The 16,886-nt window shown below is 44.8% G+C and carries 16 protein-coding genes and 1 riboswitch; of the genes, 7 read left to right on the forward strand and 9 right to left on the reverse strand.

The genetic code is table 11. The features are described 5' to 3' along the window. Nucleotides 1–3: 3 nt before the first annotated feature. The 4 genes from FHS16_RS00405 (at nucleotide 4) to FHS16_RS00420 (ending at nucleotide 5,566) form a co-directional block, all read left to right on the forward strand. Complete coding sequence (locus FHS16_RS00405) at nucleotides 4–1,584, forward strand: lipopolysaccharide biosynthesis protein (RefSeq protein WP_183557325.1); 1,581 nt, start codon at nucleotides 4–6, stop codon at nucleotides 1,582–1,584. 50 nt (nucleotides 1,585–1,634) lie between these two features. Continuing rightward, nucleotides 1,635–3,941 carry a right-handed parallel beta-helix repeat-containing protein gene (locus tag FHS16_RS00410; RefSeq protein ID WP_183557328.1) on the forward strand — a complete coding sequence of 769 codons (2,307 nt, stop codon included), beginning with the start codon at nucleotides 1,635–1,637 and terminating at the stop codon, nucleotides 3,939–3,941. A 119-nt stretch (nucleotides 3,942–4,060) separates the two neighbouring features. Further along, nucleotides 4,061–5,128, forward strand: a complete 1,068-nt coding sequence (gene galE / locus FHS16_RS00415) for a UDP-glucose 4-epimerase GalE (protein WP_183557331.1) — start codon at nucleotides 4,061–4,063, stop codon at nucleotides 5,126–5,128. Between the two features lie 176 nt (nucleotides 5,129–5,304). Further along, a riboswitch (cyclic di-GMP riboswitch) is annotated at nucleotides 5,305–5,388 on the forward strand. Nucleotides 5,389–5,404: 16 nt separating this feature from the next. Next, the gene (locus FHS16_RS00420) at nucleotides 5,405–5,566 is read left to right on the forward strand and encodes a protein sinI (RefSeq protein WP_183557334.1); all 162 of its coding nucleotides are present in this window, start codon (nucleotides 5,405–5,407) and stop codon (nucleotides 5,564–5,566) included. 12 nt (nucleotides 5,567–5,578) lie between these two features. On the opposite strand, the gene FHS16_RS00425 is transcribed toward FHS16_RS00420, so the two are convergent. Then, on the reverse strand, nucleotides 5,579–5,908 hold the full coding sequence (locus FHS16_RS00425; protein ID WP_183557337.1) for a helix-turn-helix domain-containing protein: 330 nt from the start codon (nucleotides 5,906–5,908) through the stop codon (nucleotides 5,579–5,581). A 743-nt stretch (nucleotides 5,909–6,651) separates the two neighbouring features. Here FHS16_RS00425 and FHS16_RS00430 point away from each other — a divergent pair. Together FHS16_RS00430 and FHS16_RS00435 are read left to right on the forward strand one after the other, a co-directional pair. Then, a complete protein-coding gene (locus FHS16_RS00430) occupies nucleotides 6,652–7,608 on the forward strand; it encodes a sigma-70 family RNA polymerase sigma factor (RefSeq protein WP_183557340.1) in 957 nt (318 codons plus the stop codon). 76 nt (nucleotides 7,609–7,684) lie between these two features. Continuing rightward, nucleotides 7,685–8,110, forward strand: coding sequence for an SRPBCC family protein (locus tag FHS16_RS00435; RefSeq protein WP_183557344.1), 426 nt, complete (start codon nucleotides 7,685–7,687; stop codon nucleotides 8,108–8,110). 79 nt (nucleotides 8,111–8,189) lie between these two features. Here FHS16_RS00435 and FHS16_RS00440 read toward each other — a convergent pair whose 3' ends face one another. From FHS16_RS00440 to FHS16_RS00470, 7 genes are all read right to left on the reverse strand, one after another. Continuing rightward, nucleotides 8,190–8,606: a VOC family protein gene (locus FHS16_RS00440; protein ID WP_183557348.1), complete on the reverse strand. Its 417-nt coding sequence runs from the start codon at nucleotides 8,604–8,606 to the stop codon at nucleotides 8,190–8,192. A gap of 378 nt (nucleotides 8,607–8,984) precedes the next feature. Next, a complete protein-coding gene (locus FHS16_RS00445; RefSeq protein ID WP_183557351.1) occupies nucleotides 8,985–10,781 on the reverse strand; it encodes an ABC transporter ATP-binding protein in 1,797 nt (598 codons plus the stop codon). A gap of 67 nt (nucleotides 10,782–10,848) precedes the next feature. Then, nucleotides 10,849–11,298, reverse strand: coding sequence for a lasso peptide biosynthesis B2 protein (locus FHS16_RS00450; RefSeq protein WP_183557354.1), 450 nt, complete (start codon nucleotides 11,296–11,298; stop codon nucleotides 10,849–10,851). Next, nucleotides 11,261–11,578: a lasso peptide biosynthesis PqqD family chaperone gene (locus tag FHS16_RS00455; protein ID WP_183557357.1), complete on the reverse strand. Its 318-nt coding sequence runs from the start codon at nucleotides 11,576–11,578 to the stop codon at nucleotides 11,261–11,263. Before FHS16_RS00455 ends, FHS16_RS00450 begins: the two co-directional genes overlap by 38 nt. A gap of 4 nt (nucleotides 11,579–11,582) precedes the next feature. Next, nucleotides 11,583–12,512 (reverse strand): aldolase, encoded by a 930-nt coding sequence (locus FHS16_RS00460; protein ID WP_183557361.1) that lies wholly within the window; start codon nucleotides 12,510–12,512, stop codon nucleotides 11,583–11,585. Between the two features lie 99 nt (nucleotides 12,513–12,611). Then, nucleotides 12,612–12,737, reverse strand: a complete 126-nt coding sequence (locus FHS16_RS00465) for a paeninodin family lasso peptide (RefSeq protein ID WP_183558449.1) — start codon at nucleotides 12,735–12,737, stop codon at nucleotides 12,612–12,614. 27 nt (nucleotides 12,738–12,764) lie between these two features. Then, nucleotides 12,765–14,702: an asparagine synthase-related protein gene (locus tag FHS16_RS00470; protein ID WP_183557364.1), complete on the reverse strand. Its 1,938-nt coding sequence runs from the start codon at nucleotides 14,700–14,702 to the stop codon at nucleotides 12,765–12,767. Between the two features lie 318 nt (nucleotides 14,703–15,020). On the opposite strand from FHS16_RS00470, the gene FHS16_RS00475 reads away from it, so the two are divergent. Further along, entirely contained in the window at nucleotides 15,021–15,863 is an 843-nt protein-coding gene (locus tag FHS16_RS00475) for a metallophosphoesterase (protein WP_246431513.1), read from the forward strand. A gap of 32 nt (nucleotides 15,864–15,895) precedes the next feature. Here the strand turns inward: FHS16_RS00475 and FHS16_RS00480 are convergent, their stop codons facing one another. Then, nucleotides 15,896–16,777, reverse strand: a complete 882-nt coding sequence (locus FHS16_RS00480; RefSeq protein ID WP_183557371.1) for an AraC family transcriptional regulator — start codon at nucleotides 16,775–16,777, stop codon at nucleotides 15,896–15,898. Nucleotides 16,778–16,886 lie beyond the last annotated feature (109 nt).

Here is a 16,886-nt window from a genome sequence, read left to right on the forward strand (position 1 = left end):
CACATGAGGGTAAAAAGCTCATTACTGAACATTTCTGCCGGCCTGGGGAGCCAGCTTGTTATTACCATTTTGAGTTTTGTGTCAAGAACAGTCTTTATTAATAGTCTAGGAATTGAATACTTAGGCGTTAATGGCCTATTTACGAGTATTCTTGCTATGCTGTCCCTTGCAGAGGCAGGAATTGGCTCAAGCATTATATACAATTTGTATAAGCCCGTAGCTGAAAACAATAGACCTAAAATATTGGCGCTCATGGATTTATACAAGAAAGCATATCTGGTTATCGCGGGGCTTGTTATGCTACTGGGACTAGGAGTCATGCCGTTTCTTGATGTAATCATCAAGGAAACAAGTATTGCAAACATTTCTATCATTTACCTGCTGTTTCTTGTAAATACCGCAGCCCCCTATCTGTTTGTCTATAAACACTCCTTCCTGAACGTCAATCAGAAAAATTATATCGTCACCTCGATATTTTCGGTTTCGTCTATCGTATCCACCGGTTTGAAGATCGCGATCTTGTTTTATACCGAGAACTATATTTTATATTTGATTGTAGAAAGCTTTTTCTCGATTATAACGTCGGCATTTGTCGTTTTTCTAGTAAACAAGATGTACCCTTTCCTCAAGGAGAAGGTGCGAGAAAAGCTAGATCCCGAGACCAAGGCTAATTTCATCAAAAATATGAAAGCCATCATTTTGCAAAACGTAGGCAATTATTTTATTTTCGGAGTAGACAGCATACTGATCTCCACCTTCGTCAGCATTACAGCGGTCGGGCTTTATTCAAATTATAAGATGCTAATCGATATTTGCCGGACGTTGCTCAATCAGGTATTTGCTAATATGTACCATAGTCTAGGCAATTTGATCGCGAAGGAAGGCTCGGATGCTGTATATCGCATATTCAAGATTACGTATCTGCTTAATTTCTGGCTGTATTCGCTTCTATCTATCGGTCTTTATTTGCTCGTTGAGCCGCTTATCACACTATGGCTAGGACAGGAATTTGCAATGACGAATGCCGTTTTGCTTGTGCTTGTCGTTATGTTTTATGAGAGGGGAATGAGAAATTCGCTGAGCGCGGTGAAATCGACTGCAGGTATTTTTCATGAGGATCGATTCGCACCGATAATACAAGCAGTGATTAATTTAGCCGTGTCATTAATTCTAGTTCATTTTTTGGGTATATTAGGCGTGTTTATCGGCAGCATTGTGAGTGCGCTAGCCGTACCATTCTGGTATACGCCAATGCTTGTTTACCGCAATGTGTTCCGCCAGCCCATATGGCAATACTACAAGAGCTATCTGCTCTATACATTATTGGGCATAACAGTATGTATACTCGTTGGTATTATTAATAGCTTACTCCCATCCTCGACCTTTCTATGGCTCGCGATGAAGGGACTCGTATGTGTGGTTATGGTCAATTTGATCTATGTTATCGTGTTCTATCAGACGGAGCAATTTTACTATTTAAAGACGATATTTATGGGACTATTGAACAGAATTCCAAAGCTTCACGGACGAATTAGGAAGCAGAAACAAAGCCGTCAAAGCTTGGAGGTTGGCGGAAATAAGTAACCTTTTGCTGACAAGCTACATACAATAGCAGTAAAAGGAAGGTGAAGGCTATGAATCAGCATACGTCTTACCGCATAGAGCTTGACCGGTTTAAAGTTAGCAACACGGGACGGAATCCGGCAGAAACGGCTAAGGGAATTAATGATGCGCTCATATGGGCCAAGCAGGAGGGCTTTTCGCATGTTGTGCTTCCAAGCGGAACCTATAGTGTCCGATTAGATCCGGGGACACTAATCGCCATTAAGATGCAAAGCGGCATTCATTTAGAATTAGAGAATGGCTGTGAAGTTGTTTTAGAGGCTAATTCTTCGCCCAATTATTCCATTATCGATATGACAGCGATTATGAATGCGAAGGTATCAGGCGGGAAGATTGTTGGCGATAAGAAGAATCATGTTTACGAGATTTTTGTGAAATTTGCTAGAGGTGGAGTGAATGCGGACGGGACCTTGAATGATGATCCGAACTGGATACGCAGCGAAGTGATCGATCGTTATGCCAATCCGGGACTGCTGAATAATTTCAGGCTCTGGACCATTCCAGGCGTTAATGCCTCTGCCTACTCCTTCTATCAATACAAGGATACGGTTTCCAAAGCAACCTTGACGGGCTTTCGCACGAATGGCGTATTTGCACCCGCAGGCAGCACGGGAAGAGGTTGGTTCCTTAACGATGATAGAGACGTGAGTAAGAACAATAAAATGATATTTACGGTACCTTTGAGTTCATCGCTCACCGATAGTCAAATTTCAGGAATCCAAGCTAAAGTAGACAACTCCTACTACACTCATGAAGGAGGACATGGTATTGGATCGTTTGGGTCCAATTATATAGAAATTTATAATATCGAAATCTCGGATTGCGTCGGCGATGGAATTATAACCGGCTGGGAGAAGTACCAGCTCGATCCAGCGGAGTATACGCAGAAGCAAATGGGGCAGCATATCCTCATTCATGATTGCCATATCCATCACTGCAGAAGGCAGGGTATATCGCTTTGTGCATCAAATGATACGCATGTCTACAGAAATAAGATTCACCATATCGGCTATGATGATGACGGCGTAACGACAAACTTTAGAAATGGTACTCCACCCATGTTTGGCATTGATATCGAATCTATGTACGGAGAGATTAATATTCCAATCAAATCGTCTGTTCGTCAAAACGGGCTCGAGCTAAATTACCGAATCCGTTTATCTAATAATCACATTTATAGCAATGTGCGGGGGCATTTCGTTAATTCGGATGGAACGGATGTTACCTTAGAGAACAATACGTTTGAGGGTTGGAATGTAGGAGGAATAAGCTCGAATCCTATTTTCCCTTATGTTAAATTTATCAATAATACGTTTATCGGTTGCGATCTGTTGGTACAAGGGGATAATTTCGTAAATGGTGCAGTTATTCAAAACGGGAATTTGAAGATTCTTGATGCAAGGGGTGCGGTTGTTCAAAATTGCAAGCTCATGAACGGCGCATTAGTTGGCTCAAGCGTGTATGGCTACTTCGGCTCACCAGCTGTAAACACCGCAACGGGTACATTTACCTTCAAAACCGCACACGGCATGGGCAATGGCGCACAGGTATCCTTTGAGCAGTGGATCGGGAAAGTGCCGACTGGCATTAGCGTGGATAAGTTATATTATACCGTCAACGTATCGGCATTAGGTTTCCAGGTTTCTGAGTCGCTGGGAGGCTCACCGGTGACAGTGAAAGACGCCGGCGAAGCAGGTTTTCATGTGGCCAGATTTAATTATGGCAGATGTTATTTATCGAATATTACGGTAGAACGGGAATGGCGCAAGGACAACGCGCTAACGCCGAACTTTAATCTGCTTGCTGCAGGAGCGGTTATCAAAAACATCACGATTAAAAACTATGATATGGCGGTACTGGTTCCAGCAGATTATGCAGGGCGGCCGAATATTATTGATGGACTTACGGTAATTGAAGGATCTGCTAGATTTGAAGGCTGCCATATCAGTGAAAGTGAGTTTATGAGAGCAAAGACGCCTGCATTGGGGAGCACAGACATCCAGTTAGGCTCCAATGATGCGAAATATAAGAGACAAATTACGCTGCGCAACGGATTGTTTCACAGCTTAGGTCTTGTACTTGATGGGAATGCGACCGTGACGAGCACAACCTTCGTAAATGCAGCAGTTGGCAAAATAGACAATGCAAACAAGTCCGTAATTGCACAATCCTATATGGAGAATAGTAAATTGAATTTCCACTGGCTGCGGCAGAATCAATCGATTACGATTGCAAAGTCGGTTTTCAAAGGTGTAACGGTAACAGGCACAGCACCTTATATAAGGCTGGTGGATAATACCGATTTAGGAACGGCCTAACAGGCTGATAAAAAAATCCCTGGAGAGGATCTACGCTGCAGGGTATATTTTTGATATAATGTTCTTAATAAAGAATATAATAGTATTTTATAATGAACAAATGGAGAGGGGTTAATGAAATGGCCATTTTAGTAACTGGCGGAGCAGGTTATATTGGAAGCCATACCTGCGTGGAGCTTTTGGAAGCGGGATATGAGGTTGTCATTGTCGATAATTTGTGTAACAGCAGCCGAACCTCATTGGACAGAGTTGCTGAAATTACGAAAAAGGAATTTACTTTTTATAAACTGGATTTGCTTGACCGGAATGGACTTGATACGGTATTCGCTAAACATGAAATAGAAGCAGTCATCCATTTCGCTGGTCTTAAAGCGGTGGGGGAGTCGGTTCGCTTGCCGCTCTCCTATTACCATACTAATCTTACAAGCACAATTGTATTATGCGAAGTAATGAAAAAATATGATGTCCATAAGCTTGTATTCAGCTCATCGGCTACCGTTTACGGCCTTCCGGAGCAGGTGCCTATCTCGGAGAACTTCCCGCTGGGCGCAACTAATCCATATGGGTGGACGAAGCTGATGCTTGAGCAAATTCTTCAAGACCTGGCTGAATCGAATGAGCAATGGGGAATATCGATACTAAGGTACTTCAATCCGATTGGCGCGCATAAAAGCGGTAGAATCGGCGAGAATCCAAACGGTGTACCGAACAACTTAATGCCATATATCGCACAAGTTGCGGTAGGTAAACGAAAGCAGGTTAACGTATTCGGCAGTGACTATCCAACTCTTGATGGAACAGGGGTTAGAGATTATATCCATGTCGTGGATCTTGCTAAAGGGCATTTGAAGGCAGTGGAGAAGATTCTGCAGAAATCGGGGGTAGATATTTTCAACCTCGGAACGGGACGCGGCTACAGCGTGCTTGAGATGATCGCTGCATTCGAGAAGGTATCCGGCAGAGAAATCCCATATACGTTTATTTCACGGCGAGCTGGAGATATTGCTATTTGCTATGCGGATACGTTGAAAGCAAATAAGGAATTGAAGTGGGAAGCAACGATGGGAATAAATGAGATGTGCGCAGACTCCTGGCGGTGGCAATACATGAATCCAAACGGTTATGACGAGAATGAACATGATGAATCGATGGAGAAATCACTAGACTACATAAGCGCAGCGCAATAATAAGTAGGGTGCCAATACATTCCGATCGGGTTGGTTTTTGAATCTAACAGATACCATTTCATTTAACAAACCTTAATAACTTTCGACAAAAGTTGTAAATATCCATCAATTTTGTCGGACATGAAGCGACAGCATACGCGAATAGGATGATCTATAATACATCTATAAGTGAATGACAAGCATAGGGAGACGTTGAAATGCGTTTAGTATCTGGGCACCTTAAACGCATGGAGTCAGTGGTGCAACCGCCCCAATTCGAATGGGGGATATGTGAAAATGGCACTAGTTAAATCAGATCATAATCATGACTTAGATACGGAATGGGTAGCTTTAATTATGAAGGCACGTGCATTAGGGTACAGCAGGGAAGATGTTCAGAAAGCGATCCTCGTTCTGAAAGAAAGCAGCAAGGACGACATTCAAGATACAGCAGTATAAACAAGATATGGTTTACTCGCGTTTGATCTTCCATTTATTGAATTCAAGAAATTCTTTGAATTGATCCTTGCTTACGCCGGATGCCATTGCTTCTCTTACGAGATCGGCCCACTCGAGATCAAGGTTCTCCGACTTTTGCTCAGACTGGTCACTGTTGAGAAATTCTTCTACGGGAACCTTAAGCACCGCTCCTACTTTTTCGAGAAATTGAATGGAAGGGTTTTGTTGAAGGCCGCGTTCAATGGAGCTTAGGTAAGATTTCGCAACACCGGCTCTTTGTGAAAGCTCAGTCAATGATAAGCCATTTCTTTTGCGCAGCGCTTTTATGCGTTCTCCGATCATAACTAACTCCTCCGTCATTACATCGTTGTAGACTAGACCTTATTATAACGAATTATTAAGGATAGCGAAAGCTTTTTAGCCGCCACTTATGTATGATATTGGATATTAACATAGGAATATTATGAAATAACTTTTTAGACGCTCAACCTGTATAGCAAAAGGGCTTACCGACGGGTAAGCCCTTTTGCTATGCTTGAATATGGGTAAGCCAAAACTCATACAACGAAACGAGCTTAACGTTCACAAAGACGAGGCTGCCAGCATAGAAAGGAAGCCTCGTTAGCAGTTTAACGCAACAACACCTTTGTCATCTGCGTATTAGGGTATAATTGGGAAATGAATAATAGGGCTCTTCTGTACATTCTAAATGACGATTCTAATTATTCAAATTCGAATAGAATTATCAAATTAAAAATTGGCAAAGAGATTTATCATGAAAATGGTTTAGCTTGTAAGAGTTTGTTGATGAAATTCGAATATGAGAAATGCTACCAAAACTAATATCTCTTATTGCGTAGATGAGGAACGATCGTTGAAACAGCGGCCATTGAGTTGCGGGCGTGGCATTATAGGAAACCCTATTATGAAATGAAATATTGGAAATCATGTCCCTACATTGTCTTACTTCAAATAATTTTTATCCATGAGTACTAATCCTGATTATTTATTCGGATTGAGGCTTTCTGCTTCATTGCATATAATGAAGGTACAACCCTTCGGGGAGATAGTTAAGGGAGGCCGCGATGAACGAGACCGCATTTGACGAATCATTATTTGCAAGCTTGAAGCCGGGCTTAACCTCGTTCTGTTACCGAATGCTAGGCTCCATGGACGATGCGGACGATGCCGTACAGGAGACGAGTATTCGGGTCTGGCAGAGCTGGAGCATGTTCAGACAGGATTCCTCGTTCAAAACCTGGGTATATCGGATTGCCTCCAACCTGTGCGTGGACAAGCTGAGACAATCCAAACGCCGCGCGCTTCCCGTTGACCTGTTCGACCCGGCCGTCTCCATCGTCGAGCCGCGCGACACGCTGCCGGACTCTGCCTGGATCTGGCCGTCTCCCGACTTTGGGGGCAATCCGGAGGATCTGCTCGTTCGCAGAGATACCCTTCAACTGTGCTTCATCGCTCTCCTGCAGACCTTGCCTCCGCGGCAGCGCGCGGTACTCATTTTGAAGGATGTATTTGAATGGTCCTCCAAGCAGATAGCGGAAACGTTGGCGATGTCGCCGGCAGCGGTGAACAGCGCCTTGCAAAGAGCCCGAGAGACGATGGACCGGGCGGAGCTTCGCTCGGATGAACTCAGCAGCATGGACGTTCTACCGGAGCAGCAGCTGCTGTCCCGGTATGTGGAGGCCTTCGAGCAATTCGATATTGCTGCGCTCGTCGCGTTGTTCCACGAGGAAGGCTGTATGTCGATGCCGCCCTTCGAGATGTGGATTCGTGGCAAGGAAGATTTGTCGGCCTTCTATTCGCTTACTCGCTGGCATTGCGAGGGTTCGCGATTTGTGCCCATTACGGTGAATGGCGGTTATCCGGCATTGGCCCAGTATATGCCGGGTAAAGAGGGCGATGGCCTGGTACCCTGGGGCATCCACGTCATCGAAACCAAAGAAAATCAAATTCTGCACGTTCAAAACTTCATTCATAAGCCATTATTTTCGCGATTTGGGCTGCCTGAGCGAATTGACCAATGAATTTCGTCATTGTCTTACGTCTATATTATTGAGAATAACCAAACGACGAATATCATGAGAGAGGTGTTTATTTAAAATGGAAACGAATCAACCGACGAAAGTAACCGTGCAAGCCGTCATTCAAGCCCCTGTAGAGAAGGTATGGCGCTATTGGACCGAGCCGGATCACATCACGAAGTGGAATCAAGCGTCCGAGGACTGGCATGCGCCGAGAGCCGAAAACGATCTGCGGATCGGCGGCAAGTTTCTGACACGGATGGAAGCAAAGGATGGCAGCATGGGCTTTGATTTTGGCGGCATCTACGATGTCGTGAGTCGACATGAGGCGATCGGCTACACCATGGAAGACGGAAGAAGAGTGGATATTGCTTTCGTCGATCAAGGAAATGAGACGAAGGTCATTGAAACGTTCGACGCGGAAAGCTCCAATCCCGTCGAGTTCCAGCAAGCAGGCTGGCAAGCGATCATGGACAATTTCAAAGCCTTTACCGAACAAAACTAATCATCGCGAAGAAAACGCCGGGGAAGATGCCCGGCGTCTTTCTTTTTGAACCCTAGTCGGAGCGTGCTCAGCGTTTGCCTTAACCTTGTGTCGCCGCCATGTTCATGTAGTTAATGGCCCACAGATGACCGTCCAAGTCCACGAAGCCCCAATGATACATGGACCCATGATCTTCAGGATCAGCGTGCAATTTCCCGCCTAAGGAGACTGCGGTATTCACGATTTCATCGACCTTTTCCCGGCTCTCGAAGGCCAATGCGATCGTCATCTGCGCATACTTGCTCGTATCGACGGATTCCTTCTCCGTGAGCGTATTAAAGAATGCTTGATTGATCAGCATGACCTGCAGGTTATCTCCGATCACGATGGCAACCGAATTCTCGTTATCGGGGAATTGCTGGTTGAGCTCGAATCCGAGTCCGGTGAAGAACGCTTTCGATTGTTCCACATTTTTTACAGGCAGGTTGAAGCTCGTGAATGCGGACGTTAATGCCATTTTCAAAACACCTCTTCGTCAAATTAGTTTGTGTTCACTTATGCCTTCGTTTATATAGACGACAGTCGAACCGTGAACTCATCGGTCTCATGGATTCGAAAGCGTAAATATTGAAAATAACTAAAAAGGAATCGTTTGAATATATGACTATTAAAGGGTGGGTAATGAGTGACGTTTTCGTTATCGGGGAATGATAGTTAAATAACAAAAGGGCTGCCTGGCGGCAGCCTTTTTCCGATTTTATCATATTTTAAATACACTTGATCTCCTTAGCAAAAAACAATGGAATGTAACTTTAAAAATATCAAACCAATGAAAGGCACCGCGCCGCAAAAAATGACGGTAGCCGTTTCAACTTGTTTGATCCGGATATATATCCTATGCGCTGGCCACCGATTGATTATGCAGCAAGCTGCCGAACAAACTGCTTGAATCGGCGGCTAACTGATGGTATTCGCCCTGCTCCACTACCGCTCCTTGATCAATGACGATCACTTGATCCGCTTGCCTAATTGTCGATAACCGATGGGCAACCACAATGATCGTCATCTTGCCCTTTAACCGCTCGATAGCTTCTTGTATTTTTTTCTCGTTTTCCGTATCAAGCGAACTGGTGGCCTCATCCAATATGAGGATAGAAGGCTTGCGTATAATAGCTCGCGCAATAACGATGCGCTGGCGCTCTCCGCCCGAGAGGCGGATACCTCGATCTCCAATAACCGTATCAAGCCCCTCGGGAAGCTTATGAACAAACTCGGCAGAGGATGCGAATTGCAGCGCCTCCCACATCTCTTCATCCGTTGCGTCAGGCTTGACCATAAAAAAGTTTTCCCTGATGCTCGCGTTAAATAAGAAGGGGTCTTGCGCTACATAGCTAATGGACTGGCGGAATGCTGCTAATTGCTTGTTGTCGATCGGAATGCCGTCTACTAATATTTGGCCGGCCTCAGGCTGCATTAATCCCATAATGAGATCTATGAGCGTGCTCTTGCCAGCTCCTGATGGGCCTGCAATGGCCGTCATCTGGTTGGAGGGAACAAACAGGTTGATATTATGCAGCGTACAGGCGTACTCATCTTGGTTGTATCGGAAGCTGACATTACGGCATTCAATTCCATGCGCAATCCGTAATGATGCATGTTTATCATGGTTTAAATCGAGCTGTTCCGCTGAATGACCGCATTCTTGCTGAAGCAGTATCAGCGCTTTGCAAGCTGGGATCATGGAAGAAAGCTGCTCCAAGTTAGATTGAATGCTGGTGAAACGCGGCCATAAGCGTGCGAAAATGACGGTAATGGTCAAGAGCTCCATGCTTTGCGTTTTGAATAGTTTGAACGAGACTAATATAAAACAAGAAATGAGCAGCGCAGAAGATAATTTATAAACGAGCTGGGAGTTCATTCTGAGCCGTACATATGATATTTGTTCCTGCATCATGCCTTTTGTCAAAACGGATAACCATTTTAGGCGCGAAGCTTCAAGCGTGTTGCTTTTAATATCCTTCATTCCGTTTAATTGATCGGTTATTCCTGCAAGATAGCTTTGGGACAGCTGCGAGGTTTGGTTGCCGAGCTGCTTGGCTTCTTTGATGAATTTTCTAGAGAAGACGCCAAGAACAATGCCGCAGCCTAAGACGAATAAGGTGAGCGTGGGGGAGAGCCAGAATGCGATTCCGATTTGGATTACTGTGAAAATAAGAGAAGTAACGAGCTGCAGAGACAGGTTGATAGCACCCAGCACGCGGGCAAGCTCAATGGTTAATAAATTGATTAGATCGGATGATCTTTTTTTTAAGAAAAAAGACCAGTTTGATTGCAATATGGAATGATAGGTTTCATAGCGCAATTGCCTGCTGTAAAGCTGTTGGATCTCGACGTTGCGAATAGATACTTTTCTCTGGATGAGGTTTTGGATAAATACGATCATGACGTAGATTCCCAGAATGATCATAAGAGACAGAGTAGGCGAGAGGTCCTGCACATAAGCAGAAAGACTTGAAAAGTAGCTATTATCAATTTCGAGGCTTACGATTCCGATTAGACCTAGCATAGGAATTAATAATAGAATACTGATGCTCTCCAAAAAACTGGAGATCGTCATTCCGAATAGATTAACATATAGGGCGGTTCCAGAGAAACGATTCAAGCGCTTCATAAAATGCAATATATAATTCATTTCCTTCTCCTTTCGGGAACTGCCGATAGCAAACTTAGCTTCCTCCTATTGAATCTGAGGAGAAAGCTCAGCTTGCTTTCTTTGCGAATTTCTGTACGACAATGAATTTCTCCATGACATCTGCCCCTGTTATATACATGGGACCGCTCCGCAGCCAGGCATGAGCGATTAGCTTGCCCTCTTCATCCTTAGCGGTACCGAGATAGAGGGTGCTGTCGATCTTCCTTCGCTCTAGCATCTTTGAGCCGGCAATCGCCTTTACCAGGCACTTGCTCTCCCAGAACGTGTAACGGCTAACCACCATCAGAGCTTGTGATATACGCTGCAGCTTTCGCAAATCCGCAATTCCGGCGTGATGTGCGGTTTCTTCGGTTTTGTCGCCGAGCTTTGGCGCAATTGCGGCGAATGGTCTGAACATGAGCACGCGTGCCCAAGCCAAGAATAGATAAGACTCGCAAAACAAGAGAAAAGTATGGCGATCAAGTGCCGCTATTAACTTTAGTTTCTTGTGTAACAAGAACGAGACCTTCTTTCCTCATATGATCCAAAAAAGCAATAACCTGCCGTTCACATTCCGTTTGATCCACGTCATATTCGGACAATAGCCTGTCTACGATTTCTTGAACAGAAATCGTCTCGCCAAGAAAGTCCCAGATACGGCCGCCAGTCGTTCCCAGATTGTAATAGTTGCCGTTTCGAATGCTGAGCATCACTTTCTCGCCGCCCATGTCGCTTACGATATTTTGCTCGCAGCTTACGATCATATCGCTGAGTGTGATGGATTCTGTATGTATCATTTCATTATTCCTCCTTGGGGATGGTATTCAATAATAAGGCAGCAAGCTCATGCGCGCTGAAATAAGAAGATGATCTTTGCAATTGGTTCATATCGATTTGATTGATAAATCGTGCAAGGGTTGTGAAATGCCAGTCTTGGAGACTCATATGCTCAAGTAGGAAATTGCGAAAGGTATGCCTAAGCAGCGTTTGGAAACGAACAAGGCCTTGTATGGGTATGATCGTTGTATGAGCTTCTGTTTTTACAAGTTCAAAGATACCGGCGAGAGGCAGTGCTTGGCTGCAGAAATGGGAGGCTACCGGAACTGCGAATTTGGTTTCCCTGTCAAAAAGCGGCTGGAAGCGGTCAGAGCTCATGCCAAGGCGGTCGATCGTCTCCTGCCACATTTTCTGCTGCGGATAGGAAGGAGATATGACGGGTACGTCATTATGGCTCAGTGACAGCGGAATCAGATCGTCGCTTAATAATTGAAAGCCTTTTTCAAGCAGAATGGATGCAAGGGTGGATTTGCCAGCCCCTGATTCACCAAGGATTGCGTAGGCTTTCCCGTTAATGGCAATTGCGCTGCCGTGCAGCGGGAGGATTCTTCTTTGCAACAGAATGACACCCATGCATGTGCCAAGGATATACAAGCGTATTTTATCTTCATTGAAGCCTTTGAACGGCGAAACAATGATGGAATTTCCATTGCTCATACAGAATATGCCGGTATCAGGAACGCGGATGAGCACCCCATGTTCTGTAACAGCAAAATATTCGTTAGAAGAGGAAGCGGAGCACCAGTGTGCTGTGAGATCCATGCTAGTGACTTGGACGGCATGGTCATCATTCGTGATAGGCTCGATTAGAGGGGGCAGTTCGGGCAGTGGAATATAGCTGTCGATACGGAAACCAAAGGAAAAATAGCTGTTTGTGTTTAAGGTCTCTAACATGGGTATCACTCCGGATCGTGATGCGAAATTTGGGGTGAGGTGCCTACTTGTGAAGATAGGCACCTGTATTCTAAGTATGGAAAGCGGTTGGATATGAAACTAGCTGAAGTTAATAATTTCAGTTGGATCGGGTTGAACCGCATCTGGTGTCGCGAGCCCTGGTCCAGCCATCGTCATATTGACATTAAGCACTTCCAAAGCAGGTTGTTGCCACGCTTTTTTCACTTGGTTTTGCATAGAAATCACCTCCCTTCAAGCTTGTTTTTTAATAAATCTACGAAAAATGAGACTGCGCATTAATATTCGGAAATTGGTCTCAAAGACGTTTTCCGGCCGCGGATTTTTTTCGATAGCGGCTAAAGCGCGTTTCAGCTCTTTAATATTAAGGTACTCCGAAACGATAGGATCGCTTACGACATGCTTCAGCTCATCGATTAGAATATCCCAGGAGGGAAGCATTCGGTGTAGACCGTCCGCACCTTGTATGCCGCGTACCTTTTGGTTTAATCTAATATCTTCCGGCAAATAGTTTTTGGTAGAACGCCGTACGAGTGAACGATCAAAACCGTTTTGTACGAATTGCTCCTCGGGTACGGATAAACAGAAACGTATGACGCGTAAGTCATTCGTTGCATCGCGTTCCCACACCGAATAGCGAAGCGATTGCTTGCAGCCGACGGTACCTGTAATATTCCAGTAATAGAGCATTTCGAACTGTTTTTTGCGTACCTCGTATACGTCTTGGAAAGGATTTCCCCAGAAATCATAGCCATGCTGCTGAAGCCGCTCATAAACATTCGTTTTTCGCGCAAATTCCGGATTAATCAGGTCTGGAAGTTCGGGCTCGTTGTTGGTAAACATGAGCTTTGCCATCTTTGGAAAAGCCTTTTTTCCGACGATTGGCAGGATGCGCGATTGCTTGACGCCTAGCTCTTTGCTGTAAAGGCGGGACTCTTTGGCGAACTGAATCAACTTCAGCTTGCGCAGCAGGCTTGCTTGATAATCGAGGGCTGGCCCCCAAGAGATCGTCCAGTTGCCGCGGCTGCCCGTAAGAAGGACACCGAGGTTCTGGACATGCGCTTGCTGATAAATCCCTTTGACCCAATAGGAATTCTCGTAAAACTTATAGGGCGTTTCCATGATTTCAAGCCATTCATCAATTTCAGTAAAAGGGTTTTTATCAGGAAAATTCAAATATTGTTCATTGATGTTGCCCACATGATTGACAGTGGATTGAATATTGAAGCGTTCATTCGCGATCCGGCTCTTAGGTGTCCAATCATGGAAGTCCTCAAGGGGAACGTAGCTGAACGTATGCAATTTTTTGTTCTGCTCGCGCAGCGCTTTGGCAGCGAAGCTTACGACAGAGCCGGAATCGAGTCCGCCGCTTAAGTTAGCCCCCACCTGGCGATGTGTACGAAGCCGCGATGAGACGGCGGTTTGAAATACATCTCGGAAAGCTTCTTCATATTCTTCATTCGATTTAAGCTTGAGCTTGCGTTCGCTAACCAAGGTGGAATATCTCGAAAACTTTAGCTCGCCATTGCAAACCGTGAAGGAATGCGAAGGCGGAACCTGGCCTATGTTTTTGTACACGGTAGTGAATAGATCAACGGCTTCTGTCGTAATCGGAATTGCAAGAAATTCGGACATCCACTGCTCGTTGAGCTGCTTGTCTATCCCAGGGATGGACAATAACGGCTGAATAACGGTCGAGAAAGCGAAGAGGTTCCTCGTCTTTGCGTAATACAAGGTGCGGCTGCCGGAGAAGTCTCTCGCTCCAAACCATGTGCGATTATGCTCATCCCAGATGACGAAAGCGAAATCGCCAATCAAGTGCTTCGGAACCTCTCTGCCCCACTTCTGATAGGAAAGGAGAATTAAAGCGCTATCTGTCATATCCTTGCGGTCAAATGTACTTACTTGAAGCTTTTCAAAAAGCTCAGGGCGATTGTCGATGATGGCATCGGCAGTAATGGCAAGACAGCTTGAAGAATCATAATAGGGCATTGTTTCGCCTACGGATTCAGGAGTAATCCATTGTGCATGGCAACCGAGAAATACACTCTCAGCATACCAAGCGTCGATATGATCGGCAGGAAATTGCTGCAGCTGCTCCAGCATATGCATGCCAAGCTGTGGAGCTATAGGTTCATGATTGAGATGGCTGATACCGACGATGGCGCTCATTGTTTCCTCCTGTCACTTGTCAAGCAAAAACGGATAAATCCTTATTCTAATGAAAGGAATGTTCTTATTTAAGAACATTGCCGTCAGTTTCAAATAAAGCTTATTAACAAAGAGAATAACATCTAACATGCATTCTCTAATTGAGTAAGACCGGTTCGTTTTCTTTTCGTTTTTGTTCTTTATAAAGAACTTGTGCTTAGGTTACCATCTCTGCTGATTCGTTGTCAACAAGTTAATTTATAAAGTGTATTTTTTTGTAGAATGGGAGTGGATGTATACAATAAGAAGCGGTGCTGTTTGTTGGAGCATGCTGTTGCCTTGAAGTTGAGATTGGTTAATGACTTGCATATACTAGATCATAAGGTTGTGCCATGTTCGGTGAAAAGGGGGGGGAGTTTTCTGATTTATTTCGCACTGCTAGCAGTTGTTGCTATCCTATATTTATTTTTTATATTTCCAACGCAATGGTTAAAGCTTGAGACGGTCAAACAGCCTATCGGCATAAACAAAACGATCTTGCAAATCAGTGATCTTCACTTCGATAGATTGCGCGTTCCGGCAATCCGTATTAAGAAGGTCATTAAGGAGAGCAATCCTGACTATATTTTTTTAACGGGGGATTTCACCTATAAGGAGCGATACCTATCCTATGCAGCCCACTATTTCAAAATGTTTGCGGATTGCGGCGTTCCTATATATGCCGTATTAGGAAACCATGATTATGAGCTTCCCCAATTGCACAAGCTGCTTCGGTTGTTTGATCATTATGGGATTAAGCTGCTCCGAAATGAATCGGTGTCCGTAGGGAATTTCCAATTAGTCGGAATCGATGATTACGGTACGGGACACAGTAAAATCAACAAATCATTTCAGGACGTAAACGACTCGAAGCCAATCGTCATCATTACCCATGATCCTAATGTCGTACTAAAGCTCAAGCGCCCATACGCTTATTTAATGGCAGGCCACTTGCATGGAAAGCAGCTGAATGTGCCATTCTTTTTCACGTTTAAACCTAAAGGCCCGCTTTCCGCGAAAGGGATATACAAAGGGCTCCATTCGGATGAGAACGGCTTCTATTATATATCCAAGGGAATCGGGCAAGCGGGTGTCAATGCACGCTTTATGGTTCGAAGCGAAATTACGCTGCACCAGCTATAATACATAAACAAAGCGCAGGGCATGAAAATAGATCAGTCAGACTGGCTTCGCCTTGCCTTCCGATAAGCAGCTGGAGGAAGGCCCTTAGCCTCCGTAAAGGTTCTTGTGAAATAATGGACAGACGAGAAGCCGCAGCTTTCTGCGATGGTTTTAATCGGTGTGGCGGTCTCGGACAGCAGTTGCTCGGCGGCCCGAATTCGCTCATGCCGGACAAGAATAGAAAATGATTCATGCACGCTTTGGGAAAATAGCCGGGACAAATGCCGCTCCGAGATGTTTATATAGCCGGCAACCTCCGCTAAGCTCAGTTGAGCCCCTAAATTATCACGTATATACAGCTTGGCACGGCTAATCAGCATGGCGGCGTTGGAAGCAGGCAATAGGGTTTCGGGGTTGCCTTTTTTTCCGCCGACAACCGACTGGAAGCTAATGATTAGCGAATGAGCGAGCTGCTGCATGATCGAAATCGGAATAGCAAAGCAATCATCGCTTGGAATAAGCAAGGAATGCCAAATATGAGAAGTAGGAGAATGCTGCTGCATGTCAATCCAGATGGGACCGCTGCTCAGCGTTTGATTGAAATAGTCGTATTCATCTTGCTTGGACAACTTCTTGTCGAGCTCGAACGCAACATATAATAAGTCCAATTGATCGACATCCCGAATCTGGTGCAGGACATCCGGCCTTGAGCAGAAAAAAACGCCTTCCCGCAAGTCATATTCCACATGGTTTTCTTCATAAACGCCAGTTCCCCCAGCAACGTAGCAAACCTCGTAAAAGGAATGCTTATGCCTAGTATTCACTATTAAGCTTTGAACCGCTCCCCAATAATAAACATGTATCGTTAAGCTCTCACCTTGCAGCAACCGTGCATAACGGTTTAAGCGTTCCTCGCTTTTAGCCCAGGCATACATCTGTAGCATCAGCTCCTATGGCGTAATTGTGCAAATAGTAGTCTTTGTCAGACAAATACGTTTTCCTTATGTACTGTCTATAATCAAAGTATGTTCAAACTAATTATAG

This window comes from Paenibacillus endophyticus (assembly GCF_014192395.1).
GTDB classification, from domain to species: Bacteria; Bacillota; Bacilli; order Paenibacillales; family Paenibacillaceae; genus Pristimantibacillus; species Pristimantibacillus endophyticus.